The sequence below is a fragment of the Niastella caeni genome (genome assembly GCF_004834005.1).
GTDB classification, from domain to species: domain Bacteria; phylum Bacteroidota; class Bacteroidia; order Chitinophagales; family Chitinophagaceae; genus Niastella; species Niastella caeni.
The window spans coordinates 454,518-478,564 of sequence record NZ_STFF01000005.1 but is presented as its reverse complement, the minus strand read 5'-3'; the positions used below and the strand labels follow the sequence as shown (position 1 = coordinate 478,564).

At 43.9% G+C, this 24,047-nt stretch carries 16 protein-coding genes; 11 read left to right on the top strand and 5 right to left on the bottom strand.

The window, feature by feature from the left end; genetic code table 11:
• The first annotated feature begins 31 nt into the window (after nucleotides 1–31).
• From radA to FAM09_RS19650, 7 genes are all read left to right on the top strand, one after another.
• The gene (radA, locus tag FAM09_RS19680; protein ID WP_136578847.1) at nucleotides 32–1,402 is read left to right on the top strand and encodes a DNA repair protein RadA; all 1,371 of its coding nucleotides are present in this window, start codon (nucleotides 32–34) and stop codon (nucleotides 1,400–1,402) included.
• Nucleotides 1,403–1,617: 215 nt separating this feature from the next.
• Nucleotides 1,618–2,214 (top strand): ComF family protein, encoded by a 597-nt coding sequence (locus FAM09_RS19675; protein ID WP_243751721.1) that lies wholly within the window; start codon nucleotides 1,618–1,620, stop codon nucleotides 2,212–2,214.
• Nucleotides 2,215–2,422: 208 nt separating this feature from the next.
• Entirely contained in the window at nucleotides 2,423–3,823 is a 1,401-nt protein-coding gene (locus FAM09_RS19670; RefSeq protein ID WP_136578845.1) for a choice-of-anchor Q domain-containing protein, read from the top strand.
• Between the two features lie 178 nt (nucleotides 3,824–4,001).
• A complete protein-coding gene (locus FAM09_RS19665; RefSeq protein WP_136578844.1) occupies nucleotides 4,002–4,517 on the top strand; it encodes a glutathione peroxidase in 516 nt (171 codons plus the stop codon).
• Between the two features lie 1,015 nt (nucleotides 4,518–5,532).
• Nucleotides 5,533–6,744 carry a DNA polymerase III subunit gene (locus tag FAM09_RS19660; RefSeq protein ID WP_136578843.1) on the top strand — a complete coding sequence of 404 codons (1,212 nt, stop codon included), beginning with the start codon at nucleotides 5,533–5,535 and terminating at the stop codon, nucleotides 6,742–6,744.
• A gap of 404 nt (nucleotides 6,745–7,148) precedes the next feature.
• Nucleotides 7,149–8,426 carry a PSP1 domain-containing protein gene (locus FAM09_RS19655; protein ID WP_136578842.1) on the top strand — a complete coding sequence of 426 codons (1,278 nt, stop codon included), beginning with the start codon at nucleotides 7,149–7,151 and terminating at the stop codon, nucleotides 8,424–8,426.
• Nucleotides 8,427–8,674: 248 nt separating this feature from the next.
• The gene (locus FAM09_RS19650; protein ID WP_136578841.1) at nucleotides 8,675–9,430 is read left to right on the top strand and encodes a Bax inhibitor-1/YccA family protein; all 756 of its coding nucleotides are present in this window, start codon (nucleotides 8,675–8,677) and stop codon (nucleotides 9,428–9,430) included.
• 112 nt (nucleotides 9,431–9,542) lie between these two features.
• Here FAM09_RS19650 and FAM09_RS19645 read toward each other — a convergent pair whose 3' ends face one another.
• The gene (locus FAM09_RS19645) at nucleotides 9,543–10,337 is read right to left on the bottom strand and encodes a TIGR00266 family protein (RefSeq protein WP_136578840.1); all 795 of its coding nucleotides are present in this window, start codon (nucleotides 10,335–10,337) and stop codon (nucleotides 9,543–9,545) included.
• Nucleotides 10,338–10,696: 359 nt separating this feature from the next.
• Between FAM09_RS19645 and FAM09_RS19640 the strand changes: the two genes are divergently transcribed.
• A complete protein-coding gene (locus tag FAM09_RS19640) occupies nucleotides 10,697–13,564 on the top strand; it encodes a M16 family metallopeptidase (RefSeq protein ID WP_136578839.1) in 2,868 nt (955 codons plus the stop codon).
• 144 nt (nucleotides 13,565–13,708) lie between these two features.
• Here FAM09_RS19640 and FAM09_RS19635 read toward each other — a convergent pair whose 3' ends face one another.
• The 4 genes from FAM09_RS19635 to FAM09_RS19620 form a co-directional block, all read right to left on the bottom strand.
• Nucleotides 13,709–17,287, bottom strand: a complete 3,579-nt coding sequence (locus tag FAM09_RS19635; protein ID WP_136578838.1) for an efflux RND transporter permease subunit — start codon at nucleotides 17,285–17,287, stop codon at nucleotides 13,709–13,711.
• Nucleotides 17,288–17,426: 139 nt separating this feature from the next.
• A complete protein-coding gene (locus FAM09_RS19630) occupies nucleotides 17,427–18,584 on the bottom strand; it encodes an efflux RND transporter periplasmic adaptor subunit (RefSeq protein ID WP_243751720.1) in 1,158 nt (385 codons plus the stop codon).
• A gap of 58 nt (nucleotides 18,585–18,642) precedes the next feature.
• A complete protein-coding gene (locus FAM09_RS19625) occupies nucleotides 18,643–20,052 on the bottom strand; it encodes a TolC family protein (RefSeq protein ID WP_136578836.1) in 1,410 nt (469 codons plus the stop codon).
• Complete coding sequence (locus FAM09_RS19620) at nucleotides 20,024–20,839, bottom strand: TetR/AcrR family transcriptional regulator (protein ID WP_136578835.1); 816 nt, start codon at nucleotides 20,837–20,839, stop codon at nucleotides 20,024–20,026. Before FAM09_RS19620 ends, FAM09_RS19625 begins: the two co-directional genes overlap by 29 nt.
• A gap of 103 nt (nucleotides 20,840–20,942) precedes the next feature.
• On the opposite strand from FAM09_RS19620, the gene FAM09_RS19615 reads away from it, so the two are divergent.
• The 3 genes from FAM09_RS19615 to serC all read left to right on the top strand — a co-directional run bounded on the left by FAM09_RS19615 (nucleotide 20,943) and on the right by serC (nucleotide 23,965).
• Nucleotides 20,943–21,611, top strand: a complete 669-nt coding sequence (locus FAM09_RS19615) for a DUF502 domain-containing protein (RefSeq protein ID WP_136578834.1) — start codon at nucleotides 20,943–20,945, stop codon at nucleotides 21,609–21,611.
• A gap of 211 nt (nucleotides 21,612–21,822) precedes the next feature.
• Nucleotides 21,823–22,788, top strand: coding sequence for a zinc dependent phospholipase C family protein (locus FAM09_RS19610; protein WP_136578833.1), 966 nt, complete (start codon nucleotides 21,823–21,825; stop codon nucleotides 22,786–22,788).
• A gap of 97 nt (nucleotides 22,789–22,885) precedes the next feature.
• Nucleotides 22,886–23,965, top strand: coding sequence for a 3-phosphoserine/phosphohydroxythreonine transaminase (gene serC, locus FAM09_RS19605; RefSeq protein ID WP_136578832.1), 1,080 nt, complete (start codon nucleotides 22,886–22,888; stop codon nucleotides 23,963–23,965).
• The last annotated feature ends 82 nt before the right edge of the window (nucleotides 23,966–24,047 follow it).

Sequence of the window (24,047 nt, the reverse complement as noted above, 5' to 3'; positions counted from 1 at the left end):
TAACGCTCATGGTTTTTACTAACTTTATCGCATGGCTAAAGTTAAAACAGCATTCTTTTGTTCGAATTGTGGATATGAAAGCGCTAAATGGGTTGGAAAATGTCCATCATGTGGTACCTGGAATACTTTTGTTGAAGAAGTTATTTCTAAACCTTCCTTAAAAAAAGAAAATGGATGGGATGATTATAACGAAGAAACAAAATCTATCCGCACCATTGCGTTGCATACCATTACAAGCAGCGAGCAAATTCGTATTACTACATCAGATGCAGAACTAAACAGAGTACTCGGTGGCGGCATAGTGCCCGGCAGCATTGTATTGATCGCCGGTGAGCCTGGCATTGGTAAATCAACGCTGTTTTTGCAAAATGGCCTGCAGTTACAAGGTAAAACTGTGCTATATATCAGCGGAGAAGAAAGTGAACAACAGATAAAGATGCGCGCTGATCGATTGAAGATCCCAAATGATAACTTCTATCTACTTACTGAAACGTTAACCCAAACTATTTTCCAGGAGATCAAAAAATTAAAACCGCACCTGGTCATTGTCGACTCTATACAAACCATACAATCGCCTTATATCGATTCGTCACCCGGAAGCATATCCCAGATCAGGGAATCGGCTGCAGAGTTTCAACGCTTTGCCAAAGAAACCAATACGCCTGTATTCCTCATTGGTCATATTACAAAAGACGGCAGCATTGCCGGACCAAAAATACTGGAGCATATGGTTGATACGGTATTGCAGTTCGAAGGCGACCGGCATTATGCTTATCGCATCTTAAGAACCATTAAGAACCGGTTTGGCAGCACATCAGAACTGGGTATTTATGAAATGACGGGCGCCGGCATGCGCGGGGTAAATAATCCCAGTGAAATTTTGATGACGCCAAAAGAAGATCGCTTAAGCGGAATAGCCATTGCAGCCACCATTGAAGGTATGCGCCCGCTGCTTATTGAAGTGCAGGCATTGGTTACCCAATCGGTATATGGCACGCCACAGCGCACTGTTTCGGGTTTTGATCTGCGGCGATTGCAATTGCTGCTGGCCGTGCTTGAAAAGAAAGGCGGCTTTCATTTCGGCGTAAAAGATGTTTTCCTGAATATTGCCGGCGGGTTGAAGGTTGAAGACCCTTCAATCGATCTGGCTGTTCTATGCGCTCTCCTGAGCTCATATGAAGATGTACCTTTACCACCTCATGTTTGTTTTGCCGGGGAAGTAGGGTTAAGTGGTGAGGTGCGGGCCGTTCACCGGGTAGAACAACGGATAGCCGAAGCCGAAAAGCTGGGTTTTGAAAAGATCATAGTTTCGCGGTACGGACAAAAATCAACTCAATCGTCTGCGAACATTGAAGTAGTACCAATGGGACGGGTGGAAGAAGTTTACCAGTACCTATTTTAATATCGAATATTGAATGTAGAATGACGAATGTAAAAATTGTATTTACTTCGACATTGGATATTGGAAATTCGACATTCAAGATTTTATGAGGCCTGAAGCAGCAGCGTTTACCAGCTATGCTTAAAAACGCACTACATCCCCTATTACACCTTTTTATTCCGCATCACTGCGCAGGCTGCGGAAGTGATATTATGGACCGGCAACAGGTTTTATGTATGCATTGCATTAACCGGTTGCCGGTTACCTGCTTTCACCTGTATGCCGATAACCCGATAGAAAAAATATTCTGGGGACGAATGCCGGTCACAGATGCGGCCAGTTACCTGTACTTTTCTAAAGATTCATTACTGCAGCATATAGTTCATGAACTAAAATATAAGGGCAATAAAGCCCTTGGCTTTTTTATTGGGCGGAAAATGGGTGAACTGATTATTCAAACCCATCGCTTTCATGATATCGATGCTTTAATACCTTTACCGTTGTATGCAGCCCGGGAACGAAAACGGGGATACAACCAGGCTCTTGTTCTGTGCGAGGGCATGGCAAGCGTTTTATCGCTTCCCATACTACAACAGGCGATCCGTCGCCGTACTTCCAGCGAAACCCAAACTAATAAAAACAGGATCGATCGCTGGTTGAATATGCAGGGGAAATTTGAATTGCACCAACCCGATACCATTTCCGGTAAACATATTTTATTGGTTGATGATGTAATTACCACCGGTGCCACCCTGGAAGCCTGCGGGCAGGAACTATTAACTGCGCCCAATACCCGATTGAGCATTATGACAATGGCTTATACGGTAAAGTGAGAATGGTGAATGGTGAGTGATGAGTGGTGAAAAATTCCGCGATTTTTGAAATTAATAATTGATCTTACGCCGCCGGAAATTCATTGCCTTTTACCTTTTGCCTTGTCTTCAATTACCGCAATATTGTTTCCGCACCCGCGTTTAAACAAAGGTTCCGGCCAACCAGGCCGGTTTTTGTGTATTCGAAAACGTGTATTTTTACAGGAACATGAAATATTTACTCGTTGCCATACTGCTTACCGGCGTATTAATATCTTGTAAAAAAGAATCATTTATTACCAGTGGCACAGCATCGCTGAGTACCAGTGCCTACAGCGATAGCCTGCATTTTGATACCGTATTTACCACTACAGGTTCAATAACCAAATTCTTTCGCATCTATAATCAAAACAACCAGAAGCTGCGGTTGAGCAAAGTAGCCCTCGGAGGAGGCAATACTTCTTTGTTCAATATCAATGTAGATGGTACGCCAGGCCCCGAAGTAACCAATATTGAAATGGATGCCAACGATAGCATTTATGTTTTTGTAACAGTGAAGATAGATCCTACGGCAGCTAACCTGCCTTTTGTTGTGCAGGACAGCATATTGATAGAATATAACGGTAATGAAAAATGGGTACAACTGGATGCCTGGGGACAGAACGCCAACTTCATGCGCTCACGGATCATTACCGGCAATGTTACCTGGACGAATACAAGACCTTATGTAATAACCGGTGGTTTGCTGGTTGATAAAAACGCAACCCTTACTATTGAAAAAGGTTGCCGCGTTTACCTGCATGCCAATGCACCGTTCATTGTAGACGGCACTTTAAAAGTTAATGGTGAAAAATACGACAGTACCCGCGTAATATTTAAAGGCGACAGGCTGGATGATCCCTATCGGGATTTTCCCGGCGGCTGGCCCGGCATTTATTTCCGGGAAACCAGTAAAGACAATACGTTGCAATACGCCAACATTCTGAACGCCTATCAGGGTATAATAGCCGAAAAACCATCAGTGAACAGCAATCCGAAAGTTTTGCTTAGCGAATGTATTGTTGATAATTGTTACGATGCAGGCATATTGGGTATACAATCTGCTATTAAGGCCCAAAACTGTCTCATCAGCAATTGTGGCAAAAATATACTGTTGGGTTATGGTGGCAACTATGAATTTATGCAATGCACGGCAGCATCTTATTCCAACTCATATCTTCTGCATAAAGACCCCGTGTTGGTGGTAACAAATTATATCAAAGATGGAAATACCATTCACACGGCTAACTGTACGGCCAGTTTTAAGAATTGCATTTTCTGGGGTGAAAACGGAACAACGGAAGATGAAGTGGTAACGGATAAACAAGGCAGTACCACTTTCAACATCACATTTCAAAATTGCTTATGGAAAGTGAAGAACAATCCCGGCAATGTAAACGCTTCAAGCATCATTGCCAATCAAACACCTTTGTTCGATAGCATTAATACCCAGTTAAGAGCATACAATTTCCGCCTGCAAGGAGAATCGCCGGCTATTAACAAAGGAACCAGCACAGGCCTTACCATTGACCTCGATGGCCTGCCGAGGAACGTGGGTGCGCCGGATTTGGGGTGTTATGAGAAGCAGTGAGTGGTGAGTAGCTCGTGATTTTTGAAATTAAAAACAGAGCTTGCGCCGCCAAAAATGCATTGCCCATTGCCCACTGATTACCGTTAACCATTATTTTACTGTAAAGCAACCAATTTAGTATCATCTTTGTATAGTACAAGTTACTTTCAACTTACACTATACTTTAAATTTTATCAATATGATACGTTTATTGCTTGTATCCCTGCTATTTACTGCTGCGCCTTCTATTTACGATTTTAAGGTTCCCGCGCTTGATGGAGCCGGCACCATCGATTTTTCAAAATACAAAGGAAAAAAGATCATGATCGTAAACACGGCTTCCAAATGCGGCAATACCCCTCAGTATGCCCAACTGGAAAAATTATATGAGCAGTATAAAGACAAACTCGTGATCGTGGGTTTTCCGGCCAATAATTTTGGCGGACAAGAGCCTGGCAGCAACAGCGACATCCAGGAGTTTTGCAAAAAGAATTATGGCGTTACTTTTCCCATGGCTGAAAAAGTTTCTGTAAAGGGCGACGATATTCACCCCCTGTTTAAATACCTGGTAGCCGAAGCAGCTAAAAAAGGATTTACCGATCCCGTTAAATGGAATTTCACCAAGTTCCTGTTAGATGAAAAAGGCAACCTGATCACCGTTATCCATAATAAGGTGGATGTGACCAGCGAAGAAGTGACCAAATATCTCAATTAATAAGATATATAGCCGCCAAGGCGAAGGGCTGACTGAAAGGAGATCTTTTAGTCAGCCTTTTTTATGTAGCCTCCCTAATTCGCCGCCCAAAAGCCACCTGGAAAAAGCCATTCACTCCCAGTCAGAAATTGATAAAGCGAAGCCATTCACAAAATGTATTCTATTGATCCTGATCAAGTTCAGCCCAAATCCATGCTACCCAAAGACCCGGCTAATGGCTTAGCCTCAAAAACGCATAAATGTTTTCCCTCATTTTTCGTCTGGCAATACGGTCGCAAAAACGATTTTAAGTGTCATTTGAACGAATAAAGTCGTTATTACAGGTTAATATTTTCACTTTTGACTCATCAAATCCAATATCAGTTTAAACGATCCAATGTCCTTCAAGAAAAGCAATCCAATACCGAGAAAAGCTAAATCCAAGATTCCTGTGAAACGAATACATATCCTTGAGAAAAACCAATTAAGAGCAATCCAATCCGATGAAAAGCTGAACCAACCCACTTTTCCTGGTAACTCTTACTGAAATGTGATCCTGTTCCTTCAAAAACCATTAAGAGTACAGCCGTAAAAGTATTTCATGAAGCCCCGAAGAGGGGCTTCTTTATTTTAGCCAGGTAGTAATATTTTTAGTAGATTGCAACAGGTTAGGCGATTTACAAAATTATTATTCCTTACTTAACCAGCCGCTTTACTATTCACGACTTCTACCTGACCCTCACGAGACCTTTACGAGACATTCACGAGACCTTTACGAGACCTTTATAAGACGTTAACGAGACCTTTACGGGAAGCAATTCATAGTATAAGCCGTGTCAACTGGCTTGTTACCCCAGTTATAACCGGGATAACAAGTTATAGTAATACAATCATAAGATAACCAATTGTCCATTGCAGGTTGCCGATTGCTATCCGTGACACGGATTCACTGCCTATTGCCGATTCACGTTTCACGGCTTCCATTAGCACATTAGCATATTATCAAATTAGCACATTCTGCTTACCTTCGCCCCGCATGTTATTTAAAAATGTTATTGGCCAGGCAGATGTGAAATTACATCTCGTAAATATGGTGCAGCATAACCGCATCAGTCACGCCCTTTTATTTTTGGGAAAAGAAGGAAGTGGCGGCCTGCCCCTGGCTATTGCGTTTGCACAATATGTTGTTTGCGAAAAGGTAAACCGAAAAGGCGCCGCCGCTCCTGCCGGCGCATCCTTGTTTGGCGAAGAAGCGCCCGCGACCTCCCAGAATGAAGGTATGCCTGACTCTTGTGGCGAATGCCCATCCTGCCAGAAGATGCAGCAGCTCATGCACCCGGATATCCATTTTTCTTACCCGGTTATTCCCCGCAAAGCGGGTGATAAGCCCCTGAGCTCTGATTACATCAGCGAATGGCGCGAGTTTATTGCCAAATATCCCTACGGAAATTCTTACGACTGGCTGCAATTTATTGGCGCCGAGAACAAACAGGGGAATATTACCGCTTATGAATGTAACGACATCATCCGCAAGCTGTCGCTCAAAAGCTTCGAAAGCGGGTTCAAAATACTGGTGATGTGGATGCCCGAATACCTGGGCAATGAAGGGAATAAGTTGTTGAAACTCATTGAAGAGCCACCACCGAATACCTTATTTATTCTGGTAGCGGAAAATGAATCGCTGATCCTGCAAACCATTTTATCGAGGACCCAACTGGTAAAAATCCCCACGCTTACCCCGCAGGAAATTGCCGGTGCCCTGGTGGCGAAGGCCAAATTGGCCGAAGACCCGGCCCGCCAGATTGCCCTTATCGCCGAAGGCAATTACCGCGAAGCCCTGCAGTTAATGCAGCATGCCGACGAAGACTGGCAATCGCTGTTGCGTGAATGGCTGAATGCGATCTTAAAGAACGGCCCCATCGCCCAGGTAAAATGGATCGATGAGGTAAGCAAACTGGGCCGCGAAAAACAAAAACAATTCCTCCGATACTTCAATCACCTGCTCGAACAGGCCATTCGCCTTCAGGCCATGGGACCAGAAAATGTTCACCTGGCTGATAAGGACAAAGATTTTGCAGGACGCCTGAATAAAATTGCCGGCTTCCACCAGCAACAGGCCATAATTGAAGAGCTTGATAAAGCCAGTTATTACATTGAAAGGAACGCTAATCCCAAGATGCTGTTCCATGCCCTCACCATTAAATTATACCACATTATTGCCGCCAAACAGGTGACGAATGTTATTTAATAACGCGTAGCTACTGCCATTCAATGACAGCTAAACTTTTTCGAGCATATAGCAGGGCATTCTCTCCCCTTGTTAAACCCCTTAGAATCAGCCATCATATAAAGGGCCCTTTTGACGTTAATAACTTATATTTGTAAATCGGCCTGTAAAGCAGGAAGCAGAAAAAATGTGCGATTGGGGTTGCATGCGAGCAGGATTGCTAAATTGTTAGGTTATCTTATTTCGCTATATTATCCATAAATGCGTCTTATTCAATACGTTACAATTTTGTAACGGGTAATTGAATGAATAGTGGCGCACCCCGGTTACCCGTTGGGAATGTATAATACCCTGCCTTTATTTCTGCATGCGTTTTCCGGCCGACCAATAATTAAATTTTATAAATCGTTAATCCTAAATAGAGAATGGGATGTAGTTCATGCGGAACAGGCGGTAAAGTTGCCGGCTGTAAAAGCAATGGCGGATGCAGCACGGGCGGTTGTAACAGGATGAATGTGCACGATTGGCTGAGTAACCTGCCATTCAGCGACCCTTCGGGAAGCTGTAAGATCGTAGAAATCACTTTCAATAATGGAAGCCGGAAAGACTTTTTCCGAAATACCACTGTTCATTTATTTGAAAAAGGCGACCTGGTTGCTGTTGAAGGCGTAAGCGGATTTGATGTAGGCACCATTAACCTCACCGGTGAAATTGTTCGCCTGCAAATGAAGAAAAGGAATGCCGACGAAACCGACCCCGATATTAAAAAAGTTTTGCGCCGCGCAACCGATAAAGACCTCGAGATCTGGCAACAAAATAAAGACCGCGAAAAAGAAGCCCTCATCCGGGCACGTGCTATAGCTCGCCAACTGAACCTCGAAATGAAACTGACCGAGGTTGAAATTCAGGCCGATGGTCGCAAAGCCACCTTCTTTTATATTGCCGATGACCGGGTCGACTTCCGGGAACTCATCAAGATTTATGCTAAAGAATTCAGGGTAAAGGTAGAAATGCGGCAAATTGGCGCCCGCCAGGAAGCCGCGAAAGTAGGCGGAATTGGCAGTTGCGGCCGGGAACTGTGCTGCAGCACCTGGTTAACTGATTTTAAATCGGTAAACACCACCGCCGCCCGTTACCAGAACCTCTCTATCAATCAAAGCAAACTCAGCGGTCAGTGTGGCCGGTTAAAATGCTGTCTCAACTACGAACTGGATATTTACCTGGATGCCTTACAGCATTTTCCGGATAATGCCGATACGTTGCAGGTAGCAAAAGGCACCGCCATCCTGATTAAGAAAGATATATTTAAAAACCTCATGTGGTATATTCTACCCGATAGCAATAAGCAGTATCCACTGACCATTGAACGGGTAAGGAAAATAAAACAGATGAACGACCACAACCAGGTGCCCGAAGAACTGGAAGCTGTTGATGTAACCACGCAAAAACCAAAAGAGGTAGAACCCGAATTTGTTGATGTGGTGGGACAGATCAGCTTACGCAGCCTGGAAAGAGCTGAGAAAAAGAAACGGCATCACCAACATCATCAAAAAGAACAACCTCGTCAACAGCAGCCAAAAGATCAAGCCCGCCAGGGACAAGGACAACAACAACAGCAACATCGCCGCGATAACCGGCCTAATGACAAAAAAGGTGGAGGTGGTGGCGACCGGAGGAACAATCCGCCGAAGAAAGGAAACTAGAGGAATTAGCAAATGTGCAAATTCGAAAATGCGCAAATCGAAAATCGAGCGCTTTTAATTTTCGTGCTTTTTGCTTTAATTTTTGTGGCTGTATTCACGTTTCGCGACTCACTATTGAGGAAGTCACCTTAATGCATTTGGCTATTTCACATATGTCGTCGATTGCCAGCCGCCGTTAACCGGTTGCTAATTGACTATTGCCGATTCACGCTTTTTTGTATCTTGTTAAAACAAAAAACTCTATAACTATGGCTCTATTTAAATCCGGTAATCCTGCATTAAACGAAAAGACGTTCACCAAGAGCTTTTCTTACACTGATGCGGAGGCAATGACCGTTAAAGGAACCCTGAACAAATTCGGAATCCTTTTCTTAATGACCATGGCTACAGCAGGGCTGGCCTGGAAAATGGTTTACTCCGGTGTTGATGTTACTACTTACATGTGGGTTAGCGTATTCGGTGCATTAGGCATCGCAGTTATAATGGTATTTAAAATGGAATGGGCATCTTTCCTGGCTCCTATATACGCTTTGATAAAAGGATTTGCAGTAGGCGCTATTTCAGCATTCTATAATTTTGCTTTCGAAAAAATTGCTCCCAATATCATAACACAGGCTGTTGCCTTAACCTTTGGTGTGGTGATCGCCATGTTCCTGTTGTACAAATTCAACATCATTCGTGCTACCCAAACCTTCAAAAAAATAGTTATCACCGCTACATTAGGTATAGCCGTTTTCTATTTAATTTCTATCGGTTTGCACTTTGCCAATATCGATATCCCCTTCCTGCATGAAGGAAGCACCTTCGGTATTATCTTCTCTTTAGTAGTTGTTGGTTTGGCTGCCATGAACCTGATACTCGATTTCGACATGATCGAAAACGGTGCTAAAGCAGGCGCTCCTAAATACATGGAATGGTATGGCGGATTTGCTTTACTGGTTACCATTATTTGGTTGTATCTGGAAATCTTACGCTTACTGGCTAAGTTAGCTTCAAGAAAATAGCAACTGAAAGCTCTATACTCGTAAAAGCCATCGCACTTGTAGCGCGATGGCTTTTTTATTTTAGCTAACTCATCTGCTTTCCTTTATCATATCAGCACATTAACACATTATTCTACCATCCATCACCATCCAGCATATTACCTAAGCCACCCAGGATGCTGCCTTCTTCTTTACGGCCTCTGGGTCCGCCATAGGTTAAAATACGACCGGCCAAACGGCTGATGGGCAGGGTTTGGATCCACACTTTACCAGGACCACGCAAGGTTGCAAAGAACAACCCTTCACCACCAAACAATGTATTTTTAATGCCGCCTACAAACTGAATATCGTAATCTACGGTTTGTGTATATGCTACCAAACAGCCGGTATCGATCCGCAGAAATTCACCGGGTTGTAATACTCTTTCAAATACGTGACCACCGGCATGCACGAACGCCATACCATCACCTTCCAGCTTCTGCATTATAAAACCCTCGCCACCAAACAAACCGGTACCCAGTTTACGTTGAAACTCTATACCCACACTTACGCCTTTGGCAGCACACAGGAAAGAATCCTTCTGCGCCACGATCTTGCCACCGAACTCCATCAGGTCGAGCGGAATGATCTTACCGGGATAAGGAGACGCGAAGCTTACCCGCTTTTTACCCTGGCCTACATTGGAAAAAGCGGTCATAAACAAACTTTCACCGGTCAATATCCGCTTACCCGCCGACATTAACTTACCTAAAAAACCAGTCTGCGCCTTGGCGCCGTCACCAAAAATGGTCTCCATTTGAATGCCATCATCCATCATCATAAAGGCGCCGCTTTCTGCAATAGCCGTTTCACCCGGATCGAGTTCCACTTCAACATATTGCATCTCTTCGCCGTAGATCTTGTAGTCTATTTCGTGATTTGTACGCATGAAAATCTGTTTAAAGTTTTATTAATCAATTTATAGTTGTTGTATGGTGAATCGTCAATGGTGAATGGTGAATAGCTCGCGAATCTTGAAATTATTTGCGACCTTGCTTCGCCTGAAAATTATTGCCGATTGCCACCTCGGAACCGTTAGTCGCAAATTAACGCTATTCGTTTCATGAAGTATGATAATTTTTTAGGGTAAGCCGCCTTTAAGGGTCGTGTGCCGGCTGGCTCACCCTTGGTTCAGGGTGAGCCGCCCGGTAAGGGCTCGCCCCCACCTCACCAAATTGATAAATGGTTTGGAACCCCCATAATAATTCCTTTACCTTGCCTACATCTCATTTAACAAAAATTACATATATGAAAAGAGCCATACTGCTATTGGCTACTACATTGCCATACCTGTGCAATGAGGTTACAGCGCAGGTAAAGCTGGTTGAAAAGATCACCCGTCAGGGGAGTGAGCTCGTTATTCCGTACGAAAAATACCTGCTGCCAAATGGGCTTACGCTGGTGGTACATGAAGATCACAGCGATCCTATTGTGCAGGTAGACGTTACCTATCACGTTGGTTCGGCCCGTGAACAGATCGGCAAATCGGGCTTCGCCCATTTCTTTGAGCACATGATGTTCCAGGGTAGCGACCACGTAAAAGATGAAGAACATTTTAAAATGGTGACCGATGCCGGCGGTACGCTTAACGGTTCTACCAATCGCGATCGTACAAACTATTTTGAAACGGTTCCCGTCAATCAACTCGAAAAAATGCTTTGGCTGGAAGCAGACCGCATGGGCTTTTTGCTTGATGCCGTTACCCAACAAAAATTTGAAGTACAACGCGCTACCGTAAAAAATGAAAGAGGACAAAACTATGATAACCGCCCCTATGGTTTGGTGAGTGAAGTGGCTTCCAAAAACCTGTACCCGTACGGACATCCCTATTCGTGGTTAACGATCGGCTATATTGAAGACCTGAACCGTGTTGATGTAAATGACCTGAAGAATTTCTTCTTACGCTGGTATGGTCCCAACAACGCGACAGTTACCGTTGGCGGTGATGTTAAAACAGCAGAAGTAGTTAAGCTGGTAGAAAAATACTTTGGTCCTATTCCACGCGGCCCTGAAGTGGAGAAAGTAGTTGTGCCCGCTGTAGTGCTGGAAAAAGACCGCTATGTAAGCTATACAGATAATTACATCAGGTTGCCATTGTTGAATATTGTGTTTCCTACGGTGCCTAACTATCACAAAGATATGCCTGCCCTCTCCTGTCTATCACAGATATTGGGACAAGGCAATACCTCTCTGTTGTACCAACAACTTGTAAAACAACAACTGGCATTACAGGCAAATGTATATAGTCAGCTATCTGAACTTGCCGGAGAATTTATCATCAGAGTAGTGCCCATGCCTGGAAAAACACTGGCCGATATGGAGAAGCTGGTACGGGCTTCATTGGATAGTTTTGAAAAACGCGGTGTTACCGATGACGACATAGAAAAATTCAAAGGCAGTATAGAAGCGCAATACATCAATGGCCTGCAAAGCGTATCGGGCAAAGTATTTCAATTGGCAGCCTTCCAAACGTTTACCGGAAATCCGAATATGATCGGCACTTTATTGAAAATGTACAGCTCGGTTACCAAAGAAGATGTTATGCGGGTTTACAATCAATATATAAAAGGAAAGCATTCCGTTATTGTAAGCGTATTACCCAAAGGCCAGGAGAATGTAGTTGCGGCAGCAGATAATTATACTATAGATAACAGCCATTACACTGCCCCCGACTATGGTTATACCGGTTTAAAATATACGAAAGCTACCGACAACTTCGATCGCAGCAAACTTCCCGGCAATGGGCCCAACCCGGTTATAAAAGTGCCCGCCTTCTGGCGTAAAGACCTGCCAAATAAGATCAGGTTTATTGGTGCAGAAAATAATGAATTGCCTACCGTGACCCTTACGATTGCCATGCCCGGCGGTCATTTGCTGCAATCAAAAGACACTGCTAAAATAGGATTGGCCAGCTTGTTTGCCGACATGATGAATGAAGACACCAAAAATTATACGGCCGAACAAATGACCATCGCCTTAGAAAAATTAGGCAGCAGCATAGAAGTTAGCAGCAGCCGCGATGCAATTGTTTTCACCATTGAGTCGCTTAAAAAGAATATCGACAAAACGCTGGCCCTGCTCCAGGAACGGTTGTTCAATCCAAAATTCACTGAAACTACTTTTAACCGCATACAACGGCAAACGCTGGAAAGCATAAAGCAATCGAAGACCCGTGCGGCTATGGTGGCCGATGATGTTATTGCCGTAGTGAATTATGGACCTAACCATATTTTTGGCATGAACGAAAGCGGTACGGAAAGCTCTGTTAAGAATATCACCCTGCAGGATGTAGAGAACTATTACAACAACTACATGACGGCCAACAATACCAAAGTGGTTGTGGTAGGAGATATAACACAAAATGAAATACTGCCTAAGTTATCTTTCCTGAATAAGCTGCCTAATAAAAGCATTGAATTACCCGCTGTATCGGCCAAACCAAAAGAGGTTGATAAATCAAGAATATACCTGGTAAATATTCCGAAAGCCGCACAAACCGAATTCCGTTTAAGCAATGTTACCGGTTTGAAATACGATGCTACCGGTGAATATTACAAAACGGGTTTAATGAATTTTGCATTGGGTGGCGGTTTCAATGGCAGAGTGAATATCAACCTGCGCGAAGACAAAGGCTGGACCTATGGCGCCCGTACCAATTTTAATGGCGATGAATACACTGGTGATTTCACTTTCAGCTCAGGCATTCGGGCCGATGCTACAGACAGCGCTTTAACCGAGGTAATAAAAGAATTGAAAACATATACTACTACCGGCATTAAAGATGAAGAACTGCTGTTTGTGAAAAATGCCATTGGTCAGCGTGATGCCTTGCGATATGAAACCGGTGCACAGAAAGCCGGTTTCATTCAACGGATGTTGCAATATAATTTACCGGCCAATTATGTAGATCAGCAAAACAAGATCCTGAAAAATATTACCAAGCCAGAAATTGATGCACTGGCTAGAAAATGGATCCATCCTGACAAACTGAACATGGTGCTTGTAGGTGATAAAGCACGCATTCTCCCCGGCTTACAAAAAACAGGCTATGAAATTGTAGAGTTGAATACTGATGGAAAGCCGGTTGAGGGCGGAGAGGGGAAGAAAGGATTTTAAAATACAGCTTTAAGCCATAAGCAATACAATAGATAAAACGAAAGGCATCCTGGTGATCAGGATGCCTTTCGTTTTATGATTCTTCGCTATTTTAACGTTTTTCAGTTTTCTGCTTACAGCTTTAAGCTTGCGGCTTACAGCTAACTAGAACCAGCTTCCCAAAAACGCTTCATTCACTTTTTCTTTCTTACCGGCCAGCTTTCTTCTTCTGCGTCTTACTTTATAATTATGTGCCACCATCGTTACTAACATCAATGGTATGAACAAGAGCGTTAATGGCGGAATACCCATGAATGAGATCCATTTACCACCATACATGTTGCGCATGGGCCTTCTTAACCTTTCTGAGATCAGGTACATCGCAGGCAGAATAAGAAGCGTCATAAAGAACGCAAATGCCAAACCGAAGATGATGGTCCATGACAACGGTTTCCAGAACACGGCGTTATCACCGCCAAAGAAGATATGCGGGTTTAATTCTGAGAATAATTTCACAAAGTTGATATTGAAACCAACTGCAAGAGGTATCAGGCCAAGGATGGCAGCCATGGCAGTTAACAATACCGGGATGATACGGGTTTTACCAGCTTGTATCAGCGCTTCCCTGGTTTTCATGCCACGGGCCCTTAATTCATCTGTGAACTCAATAACCAGGATACCATTCTTCACCACAATACCAGCCAGGCCCACAATACCTAAACCGGTCATAAGTACCGATACTTCCATTTTTGTGATGGCGAAACCTAACAACACCCCGATCACACTGAAGATGATCTCTGTTAAGATGATCACCGGCTTGCTCACCGAGTTGAACTGAATAACCAGGGTGAACAGGATGATCATTAACGCAATAACCAACGCTTTCAACAGGAAAGCCCCTGTTTCGGCCTGCTGTTCCCCTTCACCGGTTTGCTTGATATTTACATTATCAGGCTTCTTGTTAAAGTTCCCGATGTGTGTTGTCAACTCCTGGTTCACTGCCGTGGGCGTATATCCTGTGAGTACATTTGAACGCAGGGTAATTACACGCTTCTGGTTCTTCCGTTTTACACTTCCCAGGGTACTGGTATAATCAACTTTAACCAGGGAGCTGATGGGTACACTTTTAACCTGACCGGTGGCCATATCGCGGAAGGTAATGTTCATGTTCATCAGGTCGGCCAGGTTCTTACGTTGTCCTTCGATGTTGCGAAGCTGGATCTTGTATTCATCATCGCCATCTTTGATCTTCGATACTTCACGGCCGAATACGGCTGTTCTTATTTCCTGTCCTATTTGTGCAGTGGAAACACCTTCTATCAATGCCCTTTCGCGATCTACGGTAAAGCTGATCTCAGGGTTAGAAAGGTCTACGTCCATTTTCAGTTCTTCCACACCAGGCACCTGAATAGAATCGAGGTAATTCTTTAATGAAACGGCTGTTTTGATAAGATCGTCAAAGTCTTCACTGGCCACTTCAATATTAACGGGAGGATCAGTGGGCGGACCACCCTGTTCCTGGTCAACCGAAATTTCAGCGCCGGGTATTCCTTTGATCGCTTTGCGGATATTATCCATATAAGGACGCGTTGCAACGCCTTCGCGTTTTTCAAATTCTACAAAGGAAACCTGTATACGTCCCAATTCGGGTCTTGTGCTTCGGTCGCCGCTCGCAGGATCGCTGGCGCCAACAGCCACGTTACTGATCACACTTTCAACAACAGGATTTTTCTTGCCATGTTCCATTCCCAGCACCTGGTAAACTTTTGTCTCCAATGTGCGGGTAATAGAATCGGTATATTCCACGTCGGAACCTACTGGCAATTTCAGGTATACATAGATCTGGTTCGGGTCACCCTGAGGGAAGAAAACCACGGGGACATTCCTTGCACCGAAGAAAACAAAAGTGAGTATCAACAGCACAAAGGTGCTAAGTAATAAATGTACAGGTCTCCATCCTTTCAGCGCCCAGCGCAATGAGGTTTCATAGTGTCCCATGATCCACGGCAGCGCTCTATTCTGAAACCCATGGATAAGATCATCCAGTACATACCGGTTTAACAGAATAAGCAGCATGATAAAGATCAGGAAATTACCAAGGAAGGTAAATCCCATTACATCAAACAGGATACCTATACCTAACGGAATCCAGAAAGAAGGCTTTCGGAAGATCGCCGATTTTGGCTCTTTGGCACCTTCGGCGTGGTTCATAAAGTCAACCGCAAACACCGGGTTCATCAGGAATGCCACTATCAACGATGCGGTTAAGGTAAAGATCAGCATGGCGGGCAGGTAAACCATGAATTTACCAATGATACCCGGCCAGAACATCAGCGGGAAGAATGGAGCCAGCGTGGTAACGGTACCGGCCAGCACCGGAACAAACACTTCACCGGCAGCCATCATGGCCGATTTTTCAGCAGTAAGGCGACCGTTGCCCTGCACAAAGATGCGGTGCGTATTTTCAATCACCACAATGGCGTCATCCACAATAATACCCAGGCCGAACAACAGCGCAAATAATACAATGAAGTTGAGCGTAACGTGGGTACCGATCATCAGGTCGGCCGCCGGTAAAAACACAAACGCCACAAACATACTAAGCGGTACCGACAGGGCCACGAAGAAGGCATTGGTAACACCCATGAAAAACATCAGGATGATCAATACCAGTATAAAACCAATGACAATTGTATTTACCAGGTCGTTGAACGATGTACGGGAAGCTTTACTTTGATCACCCGTTATATCTACTTTAAGGTCCTTGGGGAACTGGGAAGCCTGCATATCTTCAGTTACCCTTTTAACATCGTCGGAAGTTTCGATAAGGTTTTCACCGGCGCGCTTGATGATATTCAGGGTAATTACCGGTTTACCATCAAGGCGTGCATAGCTTTCCCTTTCTTTTGTGGTGTCTTTTATTTGCGCAATATCTTTCAGGTATATAGGTGAACCACTCGTATTGCGAACTACTACCTTTTGAAGATCGAATTCGGTTTTAAACTGGCCTTTTAACTGCAGGGTACGTTTCATGCTTCCTACATCGAGCAAACCGCCGGATATGTCCATGTTTTCCCGGGAAACGGCACCGGCAATATCATCAAATGTAATACCGGCGCTGCGCATCTTGTAGTTATCTACATTGATCTGAAACTCTCTTTCAGGCGCACCTACCAGGTCAACCCGGTTCAACTGGGGCAATTCTTCCAGCTTGTCTTGCAGATCATCGGCGTATTTCTTCAACCTGGGCAAATCAAAGTCGCCGCTCAGGTTAACATACATGATCGGCTGTTCCGAAAAGCTCACTTCCATTACGGTTGGTTCTTCGGTAAGATCGTTAGGCAGGTCTTTTTTTGCCTTATCAACCGCATCCTTTACTTTCTGTAACGCTACATCGGTCTTTACATCGGTACTAAATTCTACCATGATGGCCGAATAATCCTGCACCGAAGTACTGGTAGTTTTATTGATCTTGGCCCCGGTAATACCCTTGATCTCTTTTTCAATAGGGTTGGTTACGAGGTTTTCAATGTCTTTAGGCGAGTTCCCAAAATAAATCGTTTGCACGTAAATGGTAGGGATCACTATATCGGGAAACTGTTCTTTGGGCAGGGTAAGAAACTGAAAAATCCCTCCCAAACTAAAGAACAGCATAACGAGATATATCGAAGTCTTATTCTTGATACTCCAGGTCGTTGGCCTAAAATGCTTGAACTTTTCTTTAATATTTTCTAAAGCACTCATACAATTTTTTTATTGTAATTCAATTTGATTCAGCAATCATGCACGATTTAAATTGCATTACGAGTGAAACGGCAAACGGCAAACGTGAAAACAATTCAAACTTCTCGCTACCTCATTTAACGTCTCACGTTTCCCGATTCTATTTCGCATCTGTAATGATCGGCTGGCCGTCGTACAGGCCCTGGAAACCATCGGTGATCAGTACTTCGCCGGCCTGCAAGCCGCTTTTAACTTCCAGTGTATCGCCATACAATTGCCCAACTGTTACAGGTCTTTTCTTGGCTATTTTTTTACCATTCTCATTGGCAGCTACCATTACAAACTTTCCTTTATCATCATTCTGAATGGTATTAATGGGAATAGTGATCGCATTAGGCACCGCATAGTCCTGGATACGCACCATCGCTATCTGACCCGGGCGAAAACCACCGTTACCTGGTATTCTTCCTTCAATATAAAATGAACGGGTAGAGGCATCGATCGTTTTACCAGCTACCGAAACTTTGGTAGTGATCGACTTGTTGTTATCCTCAGGCAACGTAACCACTAAATTGGTTCCCTCATGTACTTTTGTCTGATAAGCCTCCGGTACATTGGCAGTAACTTTTAAAACACTGGAGTTAATAATTGCAATACCTCTTTGTGCAGCAGATGCCGGAGAAAAGAATTCACCCACTTTTGCTGTAACAAGTTCAGCTACACCGGCAATTTCAGCGTATACATTCGACATATTTAATTCTTCCTTTAACAGGTCGATTTGCTTTTCAATATTATCTACATTGTTCTTCGCATTTAATAACTCCACTTCGGTACCTATCTTTTGGTCCCACAGGTTTTTACGGCGATCATATAAGGTCTTAGCCAGGTTCAATTGTACATTGGCCTGTTCAATCTGGCGGCGGGTTACTGCGTCATCCAGTTTCATTAACAACTGGCCTTTACGTACATAATCGCCTTGTTTAACATAAATGGCTCTAATTTGGCCACCTGCACCCCGGGGTGTTACATAGGCCATATTTTCTGCATCCACCTTACCCTGCAAGTCGATATAATGGGTGAATGGTGATGTGGTAACCGGAGTCAACACAACCAGTTTTGGTTTTTCCGGCCGTTTGGCGCTGGTATCAAGCTTTGCAATTTCTTTTTCGAGTGTGCCTATTTCCTCTGCTGCTTTTACCTGTTGCGTCTTCAGTTCTTCCAATTTGGCTTTTTTCTTTTCCAGCTCACTTTTTCCGCCGCATGCTGCCATAAAAAGAACAATGGCAACTGCGCCAATTATGTTATACGTACTTTTCATATCAAATAATTTATCCTGTGAATGCATTTGTTGGTTTAGGTTTTTATAGAATTTGTGCTTATAATTTTCCAATGGCTTTTAAATAATCTATCCGGGCTACAATGGCATCGTACAACGCATTAATATAATTGGTTTGCGCTGCCTTCAGGTCTGTTTGCGCTGCGGTGATCTCTGTATTCGACCCCAAACCTGCTTCGTACTTCTTTTTGGTTTGCTCATATACATCTTCAGCCAGCTTCATGTTCTGCTTCTGGAAATCCATGGCCTCGATAGCTGTTTTAATTTGTATGCGGGCGGTTTCTACTTCATTATCTATTGTTAATTTCAGATTGGCTATCTGGTTTTCCGTTTGCTGCAAGGTCAGCTTCGCCTCATCGATCTTCGATTTGGTATAAAACCCTTTAAAGATGGGCACTGAAATATTTAAGCTGATGTTTGAGAACGTATACCAGTCGCCTTTGCCAAAGAAATCAAATTTATTACGCTGGGCATTTTTTGACCAGGAACCGGAAAGGCTTACCGTGGGTATCTGGCTCAGGTTATAACGTTTAATATTATACTCATTCAGTTTTTTACCAAGTTCGGCATACTGGTATTCCTTTCTATCGGAATAATTATAATTGCTTGCTTCCAATACGCCTTGTTTTATCTGGCTATCGCTCAGGGTGTCTTTTAAGATCAGTTCATCCTTCATGGGCATACCCAATAACAATTTCAAACCCAGATTACCGCTGGCAATTCCATTCAGCACCCTGTTTTTCTCTGTTTGAAGATTGGAGATCTGTACTTCAATTTTATCTACATCCAGCTTTTCGGCAAATCCGTTCTTATACATTTCGCGGGTATCATGCTGTAATTTCTGCAGGCGTTCTACATTGGCATCAAGTAACCCGATCTGCGTTTTACTAGCTACCAGTTGGTAATACACTTTATAAACATTTGCTTTGATCAGCTCTTCCGTTACTTCCACATTTTTCTTTGCCCACTCCATAGTGGTAGCTCTTGCCTGCAAGCCTACGAAAACCTGGCCATCGAATAAGATCTGGTTAAGATCCAATCCTGCGTTGGCTACATATTTTGTTCCAAACTGCGCCTGGATCAATCCAAAATCAGTTGGAGAAACAATGGGCTGACCTGCAGCATTTTTCACGCCCTCAGCCTGTAAAACGCCATATGTTCCCATTGCAATAAAGTTGGGAAACGATTGAACTGCTATGTTCGGATTGTAAGTAGCACCTATTCTTCCGCTCAACTGCGGGTAAGCATTAGACGTTACCTGCCTGTTGGTTTCTTCCTGTAGCCTAACACTGAGTAACATATTTTTAACCTGTACGCTATTCTTTTTCGCATAGTCCACCGCCTGCTTTACGGTTAATTCATGTTTTTCCTGTGCCAGGGCCGGTTGCAACAAACCAGTTAATACAACCACCAGAGCGATCTTATTTATTCTTGCCGGATTCAGTTTCATAGTTCTTTGCATTTTTATTTCTATGCTGTTGATATTTTATAATCAGTTTATGGCCTTTAAGGGAAGCAACCCCGAATACATAATGTTCAATAACAGCTTTGGTAACCTCGGATAGCTTATACCGGGAGGGAGGAAAAAGATCTATATTGAAAGGGATCATCATCGATTCCAACCTGAACTTCGACAACACGTCTATATCAATATCGGGGCGATACAATTCCTCTTTCACGCCCCATTCCAGGTTTTTACGGATGATCTGTAATAAGAATTTGTTTTTATGCTCCATAAACCGCTGGTATGCCCGAACATGGAATTTCTCCATATCATACAATATCATCGGGTTCATATTACTCAACTGTTCAACTACCTGGTCTACGGTTAAAAAGATCTCTTCAATAGCATCCTTTGCATTCTCACCGCATTTCATACAGTCACGCTGCATATCCATTACTTCATCTTCCACCACCGCATCAACCAGTTCATTCTTATCAGTGTAATACTGATAAATGGTTTTCTTCGACATACCCAGGTTGTTGGCTATATCATCCATGGAAACAGAGCGAATACCATACCGTAGGAATAATTCATTCGCTTTTTCCCGGATCCGCACTTTTGTGTTTGCTTCCGTTATCATAATAATCGGGCACAAAACTATAGAAACTTTTATCGTTACCAAAGTTTCCATCCCCATTTTTAAACCGCCGGTAATAAAATAGCACCCTAACAATTGTTCGTTTATACGAACGCATGATTTGGGCTGGTACAAAGTTTGGGCCTTTCTTCCCATTGCTAATTAATTGCTTTCCAACCAAAAACACGCAACTTTACACAAGCTTATTTTATCAGGCAATGGAAGAGGGTTACTTTTGGGATGCAAAACACAGCGGAGCATGAAAACATCACATATATTTAAAAAGATCATCCAATACTTCCTGCAAGGGCTAATTATTTTAGCACCTATAGCGATCACTATTTATGCAGTTACAGCTTTATTTAATTTTATCGATAACATTCTGCCCAGTCTCATCGGTTATTTTTCGCCCGATCTGCTGGGTGTTGATGCCAATGGCAATCCGAAAAAAATACCTGGACTTGGATTTATACTGGTAACGCTCATCGTTATATTGGTAGGTTATATTTCATCTTCTTTTATTGTAAGCAAGCTGGTTGACCTGTTTGATAAAATACTGGAACGCACACCCGGTATCAAGCTACTGTATTCTACTGTAAAAGATTTCTTTGAAGCCTTTGCCGGTAATAAAAGAAAATTTGACAAAGCGGTGCTGGTATGTATTGAAACAACAGATGTATGGCAGATCGGTTTTATAACGCAGCAGGAATTACATGAGTTTGGGTTACAGGAACATGTAGCCGTATATGTTCCGCAATCGTATGCCTTTACAGGCCGCCTGTATTTTGTGAAGGCCGACAGGGTGCGCTTATTAACCGATATTAGTTCAACCGAAGCCATGAAATTTGCTATCTCAGGTGGGGTTACTACTATTGATGATGAGACCCCTCATCCGCCGAAAAAGGGAGAAAATAATGTGCTAACGTGATAATCTGCTAATATGCTAATGGAATACAGAAGTCAATTTTATCACGTTTTCACAACTCCAGGCCCGCAATTGAACCGGCAGAAAGCAGCAGTAGTCACAGGTTTCCCAATGTGTGGGTCTTTGCCGTTTCACGATTGCCGTTTCTTGAAAATGATCAATTTCTAACCATAACCTTCATACTAACTCACAATCCACCGTACCTTCATCAGTAATGAAGAAGCTTCTGCTCATAACAGCAGCGGTGCTTTATAGCCATGCACTTTTCCCCTGGGGGTTTTATGCCCATCGCCAGATAAATTACTATGCAGTCTTTATGCTGCCGCCCGATATGCTGGTGCTGTATAAACCAAACATCCAGTTCCTGAGCGATCATGCAGTAGACCCCGATAAACGACGGTATGCTGTAGCCGCAGAAGGCGCCCGCCATTATATCGACATTGATCATTACGGCACCTACCCTTTCGATTCACTCCCCCGCACCTGGACCAAAGCAGTTGAAAAATATGGCAAAGACACTTTACAGAAGTATGGCATTGTGCCCTGGTACATTCAAACCATGCTGGGCCGGCTTACCGCTGCCTTTAAAGAAAAAGACCAGGTAAAAATCCTTAAGCTCTCTGCTGATATCGGTCATTACATTGCCGATTCGCATGTACCGCTGCATGTGTGCAGTAACCACAATGGGCAACTCACCAACCAGCAGGGTATTCATGCGTTTTGGGAATCGCGCATACCCGAACTGTTGGCCGCCACTTCCTGGGACTTCCTGCTGGGGAAAGCCTCTTATATCGCCAACCCTTTGGCCTTTAGCTGGAAACGGGTGCTGGAAAGCGCGGCTGCAGCCGACAGTGTATTGCGCATAGAACGAGAATTGACCGCCCAATTTTCATCAGACCAGAAATATTCGTTTGAACCGCGGAATGACCAGGTGATCAGGCAATATTCCTCCGCTTACTGCCGGGCCTATGATCAACGGCTTAACCATATGATCGAGCGGCGCATGCAGCAATCGATCGTTGCCGTAGCTTCCTTTTGGTACACAGCCTGGGTAAATGCCGGCCAGCCCGACCTGAAACAACTCATCAACAAAAACCTCAGCGAAGCAGACCGGCGGGAATTTGAGGAATTAAACGCTGCCTGGTTGAAAAGGCAGAAACAAGGAAAAGATTGTGATTAGCTCATCCTGAACACGTTACGCATGACCGGCAAAATTCGCTTTCCCCATAGTCACGCGAATTGAATACTTTTGCACTCCTTCTAATTTAAGTGAAACAATGATGCACAATTTTAACGCGGGGCCCAGCATTTTACCCCGGGAAGTATTCCAGCAAGCCAGTGAAGCCATTTTAAATTATAATAATTCCGGCTTGTCGATCCTGGAAATCGGTCACCGCACCGACCTGTTTCAGGCAGTAATGGATGAAGCCATTGCCCTGGTGAAAGAATTAATGCAATTGGATGATCAGCATGAAGTGTTGTTCCTGCATGGCGGCGCTTCCACCCAATTCTTTCAAATTCCCATGAACCTGTTGAATGACAATGAAATAGCCGCCTATACCGATACCGGTACCTGGTCGGCCAAAGCCATAAAAGAAGCCAAAATATTCGGCCATGTGGAAGTGGTTTGCAGCGCTAAAGAATCAAATTACAACCACCTGCCCAAGCAATTTACGGTTCCAAAAACAGCCAAATACCTGCACCTGACCACCAACGAAACCATTCACGGGGTACAGTGGCACGACTTCACTCCTTTCTTTGAAGCCGGTGTGCCGCTGGTTGCAGATATGAGCAGTGACATCCTGAGCCGGGTAATGGACTTTAATAAATTCGATCTGATATATGCCGGCGCCCAAAAGAATGTTGGCGCTGCCGGGGTTAACCTGGTTGTAATAAATAAGAACATCCTGGGCAAAGTGAACCGGAAACTGGCCTCCATGATGGATTACCGCAATCATATCGAGAACGGTTCCATGTTAAATACGCCTCCCGTATTTGCCGTGTATGTTTGTATGCTCACCCTGCGCTGGTTGAAAAACAAAGGCGGTGTGGCGGCAATTGAAAAGATCAATAATCAAAAAGCGCAATTACTGTATAACGCCATCGACACCTTACCGGCATTTAAAGGCCCGGTTATTAATAAGGAAGACCGCAGTATCATGAACGCCTGCTTTGTGATGGAAAATGCCGACCTGGAAAAGGAATTCCTCACGCTTTGCAAGCAAAATAATATTGTTGGGGTGAAAGGGCATCGCAGCGTAGGCGGATTCAGAGTATCCCTGTACAATGCCCTGCCGCTGGAAAGTGTGCAGTTGCTGACAGACCTGATGAAAGATTTTGCTAATAAGAAAGGATAAAACCTCCCCGGGCCCCTCCTGAAGGAGGGGAGCTGGGCAGCCTCGCTTCAGAGCGTGGTTCAGGTGAGCCACTCTTTTAGAG